The sequence below is a fragment of the Pigmentiphaga sp. CHJ604 genome (genome assembly GCF_036972535.1).
Classification (GTDB): domain Bacteria; phylum Pseudomonadota; class Gammaproteobacteria; order Burkholderiales; family Burkholderiaceae_B; genus Pigmentiphaga; species Pigmentiphaga daeguensis.
Map to the genome: position 1 here is coordinate 4,704,033 of NZ_CP136998.1, position 12,624 is coordinate 4,716,656.

A 12,624-nucleotide genomic window follows, 5' to 3' on the forward strand; every position below is an offset into this window, starting at 1 on the left:
GTCCCCCTCATCCGCGCGGCCGCACCAGCTGCCAGGCGCGCCCCAGGTAGGCGATCGAGCCGAATCCGCTCCACACGTGCACCAGCCGCGTGAACGGGAAGATCGCGAACAACGTCATGCCCAGCACCATGTGCACGTGGTAGATGACGGGCGTGCCCGCCATGGCCTCAGCGGCGCCGCCGCGGAAGGTCACGATGCGCTGCGCCCACTCGCCCAGGGCGATCATGACCGCGCCGTCCTTGTGCTGCATCGAGGTCAGGATGGACAGGAGCCCCAGCGCCAGGACGATCAGTATCCAGACCAGGGTCAGCCAGTCGGAGAAACGCGAGGTCGCCGCGATGCGCGGCTCGGACCAGCGCCGCCAGATCAACAGCAGCAGCCCCGCCAGGCAGACCAGCCCCAGGATGGCCCCCACGACGATTGCCATCGTCTGCTTGAGCCCGGTGGAAATGCCCATCGCATGGTAGACGGCGGGCGGCGTCAGAAGGCCGACCAGATGCGTGAAGAACAGCGAGATGATGCCGATGTGGAAAAGATTGCTGCCCCAGCGCAGGGTGCCGCGCTTGAGCAACTGGCTGGAGTCGCTCTTCCACGTGTACTGCGCGCGCTCGAACCGGGCCAGGCTGCCCAGCAGGAAGATCGCCAGCGCGATGTACGGATAGATCGCGAAGAAGAAGTGGTACAGGTAGTCACCCATGGTTTCCTCCCTTGCCCGGTCCGGTCGCCGCGCGCCGCGGGTCGGTTGCGTGGAAGCGCACCGGCTGCGGCTGGCCGTGCGCGCGCAGGACCGGTTCGGCCATGCCGGCGCCGGGCCCGAACGTGACCATGCCTTCCTCCATGTCCCCCTCGGGCGGCTCGGGCAGGGCCTGGGGCTGGACGTCGGTCAGGCGCCGCAGCACGTCGAAGGCCCGGGCGTACGGGCTGCCCGCCGCGTCGAGCTTGTCGCCGATGCGGGCCAGCACGTGGATCGCATCGCCCAGCAGGACCGCCGCCCGCGGCGCCGGCAACTGGCCCAGGAACTCCAGGAACATCGGCACGTAGTCCGGCAGTTCCCCGGGCCGGGGCTCCAGGCCATGCCGCAGGTATTCCTCGCGCAGGTTCACCATGGCCTGTCCACGGTCGCGCGATTCGCCGTGGACATGCTCGAACAGGTGCAGCGAGTGGGCCGGGCGCCGGTCGAAGGTCGCCACGTACTCCTCCTGCAGCGCGATCAGGTCGGGCTTGCCCTCCATCATCGCGAACAGCGGCGCCAGCGTGGCGGCGTCGGCCGGCGCCAGCGCCGACCGCAGCTCGGGCAGCGCCGCCACCATCTCGGCGTCGGGATAGGCCAGCAGGGCGGAAAGCACGGTATAGGTCATCGGCTGCGCTGCACTTCCATGAACGTCACCGGCTGCTCCGCGCGGTCGCGCGGCGGCGCGCCGAACAGCGAGGTCTGCGAAACGCCGTTCGAACAGCCGTCGCCGAAGGTGAAGCCGCAGGAGCCCTTCAGGTCGAAGGCGTTCTCGGCGTACTCGCGATGGGCGGTGGGGATGACGAAGCGATCCTCGTAGTTGGCGATGGCGAGATAGCGGTACATGTCCTCGACCTGGGCCAGGGTCAGGCCGACCTGGTCCAGGATGTCGCGCCGCTCCTGCAGGTCCACCGTACGGGCCCGCATGAAGGCGCGCATCGCCAGCAGGCGCTCCAGCGCCAGGGCCACAGGCGCCTCGTCGCCGGCCGTCAGCATGTTGGCCAGATAGCGCAGCGGGATGCGCAGCGACTTCACGTCGGGCAGCTCGCCGAAGGAGCCGATCTGTCCGCTGTGGGCGGCGGACTGGATGGGCGACAGCGGCGGCACGTACCAGACCATGGGCAGCGTGCGGTACTCCGGGTGCAGCGGAAACGCGATCTTCCATTCCACCGCCATCTTGTAGGTCGGGGACACGCGCGCCGCGTCCAGCCACGACTGCGGGACCCCGTCGGCCAGCGCCTGGGCGGCGACGGCCGGGTCGTGCGGATCCAGGAATACATCCAACTGCGCCTGGTACAGGTCCTTCTCGTGCTCGACCGCCGCCGCCTGCTCGATGCGGTCGGCGTCGTACAGCAGCACCCCCAGGTAGCGGATCCGCCCCACGCAGGTTTCCGAACAGACGGTAGGCTGGCCCGCCTCGATGCGCGGATAGCAGAAGATGCACTTCTCCGCCTTGCCGCTGTGCCAGTTGTAGTAGATCTTCTTGTAGGGGCAGCCCGACACGCACATGCGCCAGCCACGGCACTTGTCCTGATCGACCAGCACCACGCCGTCCTCCTCGCGCTTGTAGATCGAGCCCGACGGGCAGCTCGCCACGCAGCTGGGATTCAGGCAGTGCTCGCACAGGCGCGGCAGGTACATCATGAAGGTATTCTCGAACTGTCCGTAGATCTCTTTCTGGACGTCCTCGAAGTTGTAGTCCTGGGATCGCTTGGAGAACTCCCCGCCCAGGATCTCTTCCCAGTTGGGCCCCCACTCGATCTTCTCCATGCGCTGCCCGGTGATGAGCGAGCGCGGCCGGGCGGTAGGGGCGGCCTGCTGTTCCGGCGCCGACTGTAGATGGTCGTAGTCGAAGGTGAACGGTTCGTAGTAGTCGTCGATCTCGGGCAGGTTGGGATTGGCGAAGATGTTCGCCAGCAGCTTGAGCTTGCCGCCCTGGCGCGGCTCTATCCTGCCGTCCGGGCGGCGCCGCCAGCCGCTGTTCCAGCGCTTCTGGTTCTCCCAGTCCTTGGGAAAGCCGACGCCGGGCTTGGTCTCGACATTGTTGAACCAGGCGTATTCCACCCCCTGGCGCGAGGTCCAGACGTTCTTGCAGGTAACCGAACAGGTATGGCAGCCGATGCACTTGTCCAGGTTCAGCACCATCGCGATCTGCGCGCGGATCTTCATCATCGTCTCCCGATTTCTAGCGGGTTGCCTGGGACACGGCCGGCGTGTCGAGCCAATCGACCTTGGCCATCCTGCGGACGATCACGAACTCGTCGCGGTTCGAACCCACCGTGCCGTAGTAGTTCAGGCCGTACGAAAGATGGGCGTACCCGCCTATCATGTGCGTGGGCTTGAGCACGATCCGCGTCACCGAGTTGTGGATGCCGCCGCGGGTGCCGGTGATTTCCGACCCCGGCGTGTTCACGATCTTCTCCTGGGCGTGGTACATCATCGTCATCCCCTGCGGCACGCGCTGGCTGACCACCGCGCGCGCCACCAGCGCGCCGTTGACGTTGTACGCCTCGATCCAGTCGTTGTCGGCGATGCCGGCCTTCGCCGCGTCGATCTCGGACATCCAGAGGATGGGGCCGCCCCGCGACAGCGTCAGCATGAGCAGGTTGTCGGTATAGGTCGAATGGATGCCCCATTTCTGGTGCGGAGTCAGGAAGTTCAGCACCAGTTGCGGATTGCCGTTGTCACGCGGGGCCTCCAGCATGGGCCGGATGGAGCCGGTATCCACGGGCGGCCGGTAGGTGCACATGGCTTCGCCGAAGGCGCGCATCCACGCATGGTCCTGGTAGAGCTGCTGCCGGCCCGTCAGGGTGCGCCAGGGTATGAGTTCGTGCACGTTGGTGTAGCCGGCGTTGTAGCTCACGTGCTCGGACTCCACGCCCGACCACGTCGGCGACGAGATGATCTTGCGCGGCTGCGCCTGGATGTCGCGATAGCGGATCTTCTCGTGCTCGCGCGGGGCCGCCAGGTGGGTGTGGTCGCGCCCCGTGACGGCCGACAGCGCCTCCCAGGCCTTGACGGCCACGTGGCCATTGGTCTCCGGGGCCAGGGTCAGGATGGCCTCGGCCGCGTCGATGTCCGTGTCCAGGCGCGGCAGGCCGTGGCTGGGGCCGCTTTCGTCCACCGCGTAGTTCAGCTGCGCGAGCAGGTCGCACTCGCTGTCCGCGCTCCACGAGATGCCCTTGCCGCCCACGCCGAGCTTGCGCGTCAGCGGGCCGAGCGAGGTGAACTGGCGGTACAGCTCGGGATAGTTGCGCTCGACCACGGTCATCGACGGCATGGTCTTGCCCGGCACGGGCTCGGTCTCGCCACGCTTCCAGTCGCGCACGCCATAGGGGTCGCCCAGCTCTCCCGGCGTGTCATGCTGCAGCGGCGTCAGCACCAGGTCCTGCGCGGCCGGCAGCTCGTCCCGCGCGATGCGCGAGAAGGCCGCGGCGATGCCCTTGTAGATCTCCCAGTCGCTGCGCGACTCCCAGACCGGATCCACCGCCGCCGACAGCGGGTGGATGAAGGGATGCATGTCCGAGGTGTTCAGATCGTTCTTCTCGTACCAGGTGGCGGTGGGCAGCACCACGTCGGAATACATGCAGGTGGTGGACATGCGGAAGTCCAGCGTGACCAGCAGGTCGAGCTTGCCCTGAGGCGCCTCGTCGCGCCAGGCGACTTCGTCGGGCTTCTGCTGGCCGGTCTCGCCCAGGTCCTTGCCCTGTACCCCGTGTCGCGCGCCCAGCAGGTGCTTGAGGAAATACTCGTGGCCCTTGCCCGAGGACCCCAGCAGGTTGGAGCGCCAGACGAACATGTTGCGCGGGAAGTTGTCGGGATGATCGGGGTCCTCGCAGGACATCTTCAAGCGCCCCTCGCGCAGCGCCTGCACCACGTAGGCCGCCGGCTCCTGCCCGGCCGCGCGCGCGGCCCGGACGACCTCGAGCGGATTGGTCTGCAACTGCGGCGCGGACGGCAGCCAGCCCATGCGTTCGGCGCGCACGTTGAAGTCGATCATGGTGCCCTGGAACTGCGCCGCGTCGGCCAGCGGCGACAGGAGATCCTGCACCTTCAGCTTCTCGTAGCGCCACTGGTCGGTGTGCGCGTAGAAGAACGAGGTGCCGTTCATGTGCCGCGGCGGGCGGGCCCAATCCAGCCCGAAGGCAACGGTGGTCCAGCCCGTCTGCGGCCGCAGCTTCTCCTGCCCGACGTAGTGGCACCAGCCCCCGCCCGACTTGCCCACGCAGCCGCACATCACCACCAGGTTGATGATGCCGCGATAAGCCATGTCCATGTGGTACCAGTGGTTCAGGCCCGCGCCCAGGATCACCATGGACCGACCCTGCGTCTTGTCGGCGTTGTCGGCGAACTGGCGCGCGACCGTGACGACGTCGTCGCGCCGCACGCCGGTGATGCGCTCTTGCCAGGCCGGCGTGCCGGGCACGTCGTCATCGTAGGACGCCGCCACGTTGCCGCCGCCCAGGCCGCAGTCCAGCCCGTAGTTGGCAATCAGCAGGTCGTATACCGTCACCACCAGCGCCTCGCCCTCGCGGGTGGCCACCCGCCGCGCCGCCATGTTGCGCACCAGGACCTCGTCGTGGTCGGTGCCCTGGAAATAGTCGTGCTGGGCTCCGCCGAAATAGGGAAAGGCCACCGGCACCACGTCGTCGTGGTTGCCGACCAGCGACAATCGAAGGCTGACATCGCCGCCCGAGGCGTCGCGGGACTCCAGGTTCCACTTGCCCTGGTCGCCCCCTTCCTTCTGGCCCCAGCGGAAGCCCACCGAGCCCAGCGGCGCGACCAGCCGCCCCGAGTGCTCGTCGATGGCGACCGTCTTCCAGTCCGGATGATTGGTTTGGTCCAGCGCGCCGGGCAGGTCCGCCGCCCGCAGGAAGCGCCCGGCCACGTAGCGATCGCCGTGGCGCTCCAGGCAGACCAGGAAAGGCATGTCGGAATACCGGCGGCAGTACTCGCGGAAATACTCGCTCTTGCCGCCCAGGTGGTATTCCTTGAGGATGACGTGCCCCATCGCCAACGCCAGCGCGGCGTCGGTTCCCTGCTTGGGATGCAGCCAGATGTCGCCGAACTTCGAGCCTTCCGCGTAGTCCGGGAAGATCGACACGATCTTGGCGCCGCGGTAGCGTGCCTCGACCATGAAGTGAGCATCGGGCGTGCGCGTCTGCGGCACGTTCGAGCCCCACATCATGATGAAGCTGGCGTTGAACCAGTCCGCGGATTCGGCCACGTCGGTCTGCTCGCCCCAGGTCTGCGGACTGGATGGCGGCAGGTCGCAATACCAGTCGTAGAAGCTCAGAATGGTGCCGCCCAGCAGCGAGAGATAACGGCTGCCGGCCGCGAAGGACACCATGGACATCGCGGGGATGGGCGAGAACCCGACCACCCGGTCGGGGCCGTAGCGCTTGACGGTATACGCGTTGGCGGCGGCCACCAGTTCGTTGGCCTCGTCCCAGGTCGTGCGCACGAACCCGCCCATGCCGCGCATGGACTTGTACTCCGCCGCCAGCGCGGGCGTGGTGCAGATGTGTTCCCAGGCCTGCATCGGCGCCATGGTCTTGCGCGCCTCGCGCCACATGCGGGCCAGGCGGCCGCGCAGCATGGGGTACTTCAGGCGGTTGGCGCTGTACAGATACCAGGAGTACGACGCGCCGCGCGAACAGCCGCGCGGTTCATGATTGGGCATGTCCGGCCGCGTGCGCGGATAGTCGGTCTGCTGCGTTTCCCAGGTAACGATGCCGCCCTTGACGTAGATCTTCCACGAACAGGAGCCGGTGCAGTTCACTCCGTGGGTCGAGCGCACGATCTTGTCGTGCTGCCAGCGGTCCCGGTAGGCGTTCTCCCAGGACCGGTCCTCCTGGACGACGGCGCCGTGGCCGCCGGAGAACGATTGCTTGACCCGGCTGAAATACTTGAGGCGATCGATCAGGTAACTCACCGCGGTACCTCCAGACGTCGTCGACGGCCATGGGCCGGCTGGGCGGAACGGCAAGGCGGAAAGAGCAGGGGTGCGATGAAGGCCGCCCGACCGGTCGTGCGGGCCTACGTTAACAAGTGTTTCGATCGATAGTCAACGACATGCGGATGTCAGCCGGCCGGGCCGCTCAAGCCATCCGGCACTCCTGCGCGAAGGAGTCGCGGCTGCGTTCGAAGATGACGCCCTTGCTGGAAAGCGCCGCCTTCCCGTCCGCCCCCTTGACCACGTCCACCCGGTAGAACGGCGAGATCGGGAACTGGTTGGTGTTGAACGCGAAGTACCCGCGCACCGACTGGAAGTCCGCCGCCTTCAACGCCGCTCGGAACGCCGCCTTGTCCTCGACATTGCCACCGGTGCGGCGCAGCGCCGAGGCGATCAGGCGCGCGGCATCGTAGGACTGGGCCGCATACAGAGAAGGCTCGCGGCCGTACTTCTTGCGGAAGGCGCCGGCGAACTCGCGGTTCGCGGCATTGTCCAGATCCGGCGCGTAGGGCGAACTCGTGACCGCGCCCAGCGCCAGGTCGCCCAGGGCCGGCAGCGTGGAGCCATCGATGGTCGAGACCGAGATCATCGGGATCTTCGTCATCAGGCCGGCCTGCTGGTACTGCTTGGTGAAGTTCACGCCCATGCCGCCCGGGTAGAACGTATAGACCGCATCCGGCTTGGCCGCGGCCAGGTTGGAGATCTCCACCGAATAGTCCGGCTGGTTCACCCGGCTGAAGGCCTCGCCCAGGATCTCGCCCTTGTAGGTGCGCCTGAACCCTTCCATGGCGTCCTTGCCCGCCTGGTAGTTGGGCGCCAGCAGATAGACCCGCTTGAAGCCCATGCGGTTGACCAGTTCGCCGGCCGCTTCGTGCAACTGGTCGTTGTTCCACGACGTGGAGAAGAAAAAGGGCGAACAGCCCTTCCCCGTGATCGGCGTCGGGCCGGCGTTGGAGCCGACCAGGAAGACCTTCCCTGACGTGATGGGCCGATGCACGGCCATCATGACGTTCGAGAACACGATGCCGGTCACGATGGGGACCTGGTCCCGCACCAGCAGCTGGCGCGCGATCTGCACGCCCTTCTCCGGCTTCATCTCGTCGTCCTCGCGCAGGACCTTGATCTCGACGCCGCCCAGCCGGCCGTTCTCCTGGTCCACGGCCAGCATGAAGCCGTCGTACTGGTCGGCGCCCAGCGCCGCGCCCGGGCCCGAGAAGGTCGACAGGAAACCGATCTTCACCGGCGCCGCGGCGGCTGCGCCGCAGGCGAACAGCGCGGCCAGAACGAGGGATCGCGATACGTGCATGGTCATGCTCCTGCTCCTGGGGGGTGGCCGGCTTCGGCCTGGGTTTCCGCCGCGATCATCCGCTTGACCGCGCGCCGCATGTGGATACGGGCCGCGTCCGAGACGATGTCGATCAGGCCCTGTTCGCCGCGGTCGGTCAACATGGCCTGCTGGGCCTCGACGATGGCCTTGTCTTCGCGGAACGCCGTGTCGATCTCGTGGAACAGCGCATTGGTCGCGGTGGGGTCGTCCTGGCGATAACCGTTGGCCGCCGACCAGAAATAGAAGCAGGTAGTCTCGGTTTCCGGCGTCAGCCCGTGGAAGATGCGCAGCGAAAAACCCGGCTGGTTGCGGTTTTCCACCGCGCCCTTGCCGCTGTCTATGCCGCCGGTCCACTGCAGCACCGTGCCAGGGGCGATGTACTGGAACTCCATCCACCGATCGATGCGATCGGCCAGGGACACCGCCTTGGTGTAGGTAGGAGGCGGTGCGGAGTCCATCAGCCAGCGGATGAAGTGCAGGCCGTCGTCAGTGGGTGTGACGGTCATCCTGGCCTCGACGTGCGCCTTCGGATTGCCGCCGATGGTGTTCTTGTGGACGAAGGCCAGGTGGGTCAGGTCCATCAGGTTGTCCACCAGCAGCATGGAGCTGGCCTTGACGTGATAGACCTGGCACTTGTGCGGCCAGGCGGCGTGATCGTTGTGGAAGGGGTAGGAGACGATGCGGGCGGGATCGGCCTGCTCCGGCTCGCCCAGCCATATCCACACGAGCTCGTCCTGCTCGACCACCGGGAACGACTGCACCCTGGCCTTGGGCGGGATCGAGGCCTGGCCGGGAATGCGGACACAGGCGCCCGCCGCGTCGAACACCATGCCGTGATAGCCGCACTCCAGGCCCTCCGGCACGACTTGGCCGAACCGCAGGGGCGTGCCACGGTGGCAGCACCGGTCGAGCAAGGCAGCCACCTTGCCCGTGCCCGGATCCCGGAACAGCACGACGGGAACACCGCACAGGGTGCGGGGGAAGGGCGCGGCCTCCACCTCGCTCGCCCAGGCGGCAACGTACCAGGCATTCTTGACGAACATTTCGCCTCCTTTGGCGGACGATGAGGAAACTTTTTTACGGAATCATGTTCTTTATTTTCCAATCAGCGTATACGTAAAATTTGAATAAGACAATTTTTTGCTTATTTATTACGCATAAACCCCTATTTTTGTATACGTAACGTATCCGAAGAATGAGGAACGAAGGTTCTGGACCATAATTGCCGCTTCCCTGCCTCCCGCTCTCACATGGACATCGATCCCAACCTGTCGCAAACAGAAAGAGCCGTCTACGGACTGCGCGGCCTGATCGTTCAAGGCAAGCTCAAACCCGGCGACCGGGTGCTGGAACAGGCGCTGGTCGACGCCTTCGGCGTGTCGCGCACGCCGGCCCGCGCCGCCATGCAGCGCATCAGCGAGGAAGGACTGATTTCCCTCCAGCCCTCGGGCGGCTATGTGGTGTCCAGCTTCACGGAAGACGATGTGTTCGACGCGATCTCGATCCGCGGCACGCTGGAGGGCATGGCGGCGCGCATGGCTGCCGAGAAAGGCGCGCCGGCGCGCGTCCTCAAGGCCATGCACGAATGCCTGGAAGAACTGGATGCGGTGGTGGGATCGTCCGATGTCGCCGGGCGCCAGAACGACTACGTCGTCCTGAACGACCGGCTGCATGAACTGATCTGCGGCGCCGCGCAAAGCCCCATGGTGGCCCGGGCGCTCGAGCGGCTGGTGGCCATTCCCTTCTCGGTCAACAACTCGTTCACCGACGTTCCCGCGTCGGCGAAGGCCGGCGTGCGGGACATCCTGCGCGGCGCGCAGGAGCAGCACCGCAACATCGTCGACGCTATCGAGAATCGGGAAGGCACGCGCGCACAGGCGCTGATGATCGAGCATTCGCGCTCGACGTGGAAATACCTCGACCTGATGCTGCACCTGCCGGAGCCGGGCACGCTCCCCGGCGGGCTGGAAGCGGCGCTGCGCGCCCGCCGGACCTGAAGGCGGGCGCGGCCGCGGCTGTCTACAGGGCGCGGTCGCCCAGGCCTACCTTGGCGTAGATTTCGTTGACGTGCCGCTTCACGTCCTCCGGCGTGTCGTCGGTGGCGGGCTTGTGCGCCCAGCCGGCCTTCTCGCGCGCGTAGCGACCGATGACTTCGTCCTGGTCGGAGGTCGCGCCGCTGATGCCGTAGGCGCCCACCATCTCGTCGCCCTTGAACACGGGCGCGCAGCCGCCGGAGACGACGATCTGGCCGCCGGTGAATACCGAGGCATTGATCAGCATCTGCGGATTGCGCTCCTTGAACCATTGCTGGATGAGCAGTCCATCCTGGAAGCGCGGGCTCATGGAACGGAAGGCCGCCACGGTATAGGCCTTGGCGCGCGCCGTGTCGGGGGTGATGAAGCCCGCGTCGTCCATGCGCTCCAGCGCGATCAGGTGCCCTTCGGCGCTGACGACCGCGATCGACACCGGCACGCCCATCTCCAGCGCCTTTTCCTGCGCCGCGCGCATGAACTCCCGGCATTCGGCCAGTTGGATTCTTGCCATGCTTGTCTTGCTCCTGTGGTGATGATGAGGCCCGCGTGGGGCTATTCCAGCTTGACGCCCGCCGCCTGCATGACCTCGGCCCACTTGTCGACCTCGGCCCGGATGTAGCGGGCGGTTTCCTCGGGACCGGCCTTGACCGGTTCGATGCCTTGCGCGCGGAACTGCGCCCGCAGGTCGGGCGTATCCAGCGCGGCCTGGATGGCCGCGGACAAGCGCCGCCCGACCGCCTCGGGAATGCCTGCCGGCGCCGCCAGGCCGAACCAGACCGAGGTGTCGAAGTCTTTCAACCCCAGCTCCGACAAGGTCTTCAGGTCGGGGAGCGCGGCGATGCGATCCTTGCTGGCCGCCGCCAGCGCCACCAGCTTGCCGGACTGGATGTGCGGCAGCGCGGTGGACGCGGGCGCGAACATGATGGCGACCTGCCCGCCCAGGAGATCGGCCATGGCGGGCGAACTGCCCCGATAGGGCACGTGCAGCAACTGCACGCCCGCCTTGCTGGCGAACAGTTCTCCTGCCAGGTGCGGCGAGGTGCCGTTGCCCGACGAGGCGAAGGTGATGCCGCCGGGCCTGGCCTTGGCGGCGCGGATCAGGTCGTCCACCGATTTCAGGTTGCGGGACGGGTGCGCGACCAGCACGTTGGGCACGTTGCCCACCAGCCCCACCGGTGCGAAGCTCTTGACCACGTCCACCAGGTCGGGATTGCGCGAGCTCGAGTTGATGGCGTTGGCGATGGTGACGACGAACAGCGTATAGCCATCGGCGGACGCATTGGCGGCAGCGCGCGCGGCGATGTCGCTGCTCGCGCCTGGCCGGTTCTCGACCACGACGCTCTGGCCCAGCTCCGCGGCCAGCTTGCCGGCGACCAGGCGCGTACCCACGTCGGTGGAACTGCCCGGTGGAAAGCCGACCAGGATCCGGATGGGCTGGGAAGGGTATTTGTCCTGCGCGCCGGCCGCCGCCGGCACGCACGCGGATGCGGCCACGCAGAACGCGGCCAGCCATGTGCGGTGATTCATCGTGTCTCCCTGGACCGGGGCCGGTCCGCCCGGCCACTCTCATGATGGATGGCCGTATTACACGATCGGCTCACTTATAATTCAAACGAATATTTCTTATCCAGAAATGAGTTGATCTCATGAATTTGACGGTGCGGCAGTTGCAGGCCTTCGTGCTGGTCTCGCGTCTCGGCAGCTTCACCAAGGCGGCCCACGCCATGCACGTCACGCAGTCGGCACTCAGCCTGCTGGTACGCGAACTCGAAACGGGACTGGGAACGCGGCTGGTCGACCGCACCACGCGCAGCGTCAGCGTCACGGCCGTGGGCCGCGAATTCCTGGCCAGCGCCGAGCGCATCCTGGATGACATCGGCCATGCCATCGCCAACGTCGACCAGTGGGTGGCTCATCAGCGCGGGCGCGTGGTCGTGGCTGCGCCGCTCGTGCTGTCCGGCACCCTGCTGCCACCGCTGGTCGCGGACTTCCGGGCGGCCCATCCCGGCATCGAGCTCGTCCTGAAGGACTCGCTGCCGGACGAGGTGCTGCCGCAGGTCCGCAGCGGCGCGGCCGACCTGGGCATAGGAACGTTCCGGCGCACCGAGGCCGAGTTGCGGCACACGCAATTGTTCGAGGAATCACTGGTCGCGATATTTCCGGTGGACCATCCGTTCGCCCGTGCGCGGCGCCTGCCATGGCGCCGGCTGGAACAGGAGCGCCTGCTGACGCTGCCGCGCGGCAGCGTGTTCCGCGAGCTGGCCGAGCGGGGCTGCAATGCAGCGGGCATGGCGCTCGATCCGGCGGGGGAAGCGACCTACGTCGGCACGCTGATCGGATTGGTCTCTGCAGGACAAGGGGTGGGCATCGTGCCCGGCTACGCGACCGCGCTGGCCGACCGGCGGGTCATCGCCTGGAAACCGTTGCAGGACCCGGTCGTGCGGCGCGAGGTGTCGATCGTGCACCGCGCCACCGTGGCGGTCTCGCCCGCGGCGCAGGCCTTCATGGACTTCGTCCTGGGACACGCCGGCATCCGGCGGCTGCGGCGCGCGTCCGCCAGGGATTGATAAGGACGCCG

At 67.0% G+C, this 12,624-nt stretch carries 10 protein-coding genes; 2 read left to right on the forward strand and 8 right to left on the reverse strand.

The genetic code is table 11. The features are described 5' to 3' along the window. Positions 1 to 7 precede the first annotated feature (7 nt). From narI to R4823_RS22640, 6 genes are all read right to left on the reverse strand, one after another. Positions 8 to 697: a respiratory nitrate reductase subunit gamma gene (narI, locus tag R4823_RS22615; RefSeq protein WP_087839787.1), complete on the reverse strand. Its 690-nt coding sequence runs from the start codon at positions 695 to 697 to the stop codon at positions 8 to 10. After that, a complete protein-coding gene (gene narJ / locus R4823_RS22620) occupies positions 690 to 1,358 on the reverse strand; it encodes a nitrate reductase molybdenum cofactor assembly chaperone (RefSeq protein ID WP_087839788.1) in 669 nt (222 codons plus the stop codon). Before narJ ends, narI begins: the two co-directional genes overlap by 8 nt. Continuing rightward, positions 1,355 to 2,899, reverse strand: coding sequence for a nitrate reductase subunit beta (narH, locus tag R4823_RS22625; protein ID WP_087839827.1), 1,545 nt, complete (start codon positions 2,897 to 2,899; stop codon positions 1,355 to 1,357). Before narH ends, narJ begins: the two co-directional genes overlap by 4 nt. Positions 2,900 to 2,915: 16 nt before the next feature. Beyond that, complete coding sequence (locus R4823_RS22630; protein ID WP_087839789.1) at positions 2,916 to 6,665, reverse strand: nitrate reductase subunit alpha; 3,750 nt, start codon at positions 6,663 to 6,665, stop codon at positions 2,916 to 2,918. 166 nt (positions 6,666 to 6,831) lie between these two features. Beyond that, the gene (locus R4823_RS22635; RefSeq protein ID WP_087839790.1) at positions 6,832 to 7,998 is read right to left on the reverse strand and encodes an ABC transporter substrate-binding protein; all 1,167 of its coding nucleotides are present in this window, start codon (positions 7,996 to 7,998) and stop codon (positions 6,832 to 6,834) included. Then, a complete protein-coding gene (locus R4823_RS22640; protein WP_087839791.1) occupies positions 7,995 to 9,056 on the reverse strand; it encodes an aromatic ring-hydroxylating dioxygenase subunit alpha in 1,062 nt (353 codons plus the stop codon). Before R4823_RS22640 ends, R4823_RS22635 begins: the two co-directional genes overlap by 4 nt. Before the next feature lie 207 nt (positions 9,057 to 9,263). On the opposite strand from R4823_RS22640, the gene R4823_RS22645 reads away from it, so the two are divergent. Next, complete coding sequence (locus tag R4823_RS22645; protein WP_087839792.1) at positions 9,264 to 10,010, forward strand: GntR family transcriptional regulator; 747 nt, start codon at positions 9,264 to 9,266, stop codon at positions 10,008 to 10,010. A 22-nt stretch (positions 10,011 to 10,032) separates the two neighbouring features. Here R4823_RS22645 and R4823_RS22650 read toward each other — a convergent pair whose 3' ends face one another. Beyond that, positions 10,033 to 10,557, reverse strand: a complete 525-nt coding sequence (locus tag R4823_RS22650; protein ID WP_087839793.1) for a heme-binding protein — start codon at positions 10,555 to 10,557, stop codon at positions 10,033 to 10,035. 41 nt (positions 10,558 to 10,598) lie between these two features. Continuing rightward, on the reverse strand, positions 10,599 to 11,573 hold the full coding sequence (locus tag R4823_RS22655; protein WP_132980641.1) for a tripartite tricarboxylate transporter substrate binding protein: 975 nt from the start codon (positions 11,571 to 11,573) through the stop codon (positions 10,599 to 10,601). A 119-nt stretch (positions 11,574 to 11,692) separates the two neighbouring features. On the opposite strand from R4823_RS22655, the gene R4823_RS22660 reads away from it, so the two are divergent. Beyond that, positions 11,693 to 12,613, forward strand: a complete 921-nt coding sequence (locus tag R4823_RS22660; protein ID WP_132980642.1) for a LysR family transcriptional regulator — start codon at positions 11,693 to 11,695, stop codon at positions 12,611 to 12,613. Positions 12,614 to 12,624 lie beyond the last annotated feature (11 nt).

Bases quoted from the DNA above. Each gene is read 5' to 3' on its own strand.
- narI (WP_087839787.1), bottom strand. From the start codon at position 697: ATGGGTGACTACCTGTACCACTTCTTCTTCGCGATCTATCCGTACATC.
- narJ (WP_087839788.1), bottom strand. From the start codon at position 1,358: ATGACCTATACCGTGCTTTCCGCCCTGCTGGCCTATCCCGACGCCGAG.
- narH (WP_087839827.1), bottom strand. From the start codon at position 2,899: ATGAAGATCCGCGCGCAGATCGCGATGGTGCTGAACCTGGACAAGTGC.
- R4823_RS22635 (WP_087839790.1), bottom strand. From the start codon at position 7,998: ATGACCATGCACGTATCGCGATCCCTCGTTCTGGCCGCGCTGTTCGCC.
- R4823_RS22640 (WP_087839791.1), bottom strand. From the start codon at position 9,056: ATGTTCGTCAAGAATGCCTGGTACGTTGCCGCCTGGGCGAGCGAGGTG.
- R4823_RS22645 (WP_087839792.1), top strand. From the start codon at position 9,264: ATGGACATCGATCCCAACCTGTCGCAAACAGAAAGAGCCGTCTACGGA.
- R4823_RS22650 (WP_087839793.1), bottom strand. From the start codon at position 10,557: ATGGCAAGAATCCAACTGGCCGAATGCCGGGAGTTCATGCGCGCGGCG.
- R4823_RS22655 (WP_132980641.1), bottom strand. From the start codon at position 11,573: ATGAATCACCGCACATGGCTGGCCGCGTTCTGCGTGGCCGCATCCGCG.
- R4823_RS22660 (WP_132980642.1), top strand. From the start codon at position 11,693: ATGAATTTGACGGTGCGGCAGTTGCAGGCCTTCGTGCTGGTCTCGCGT.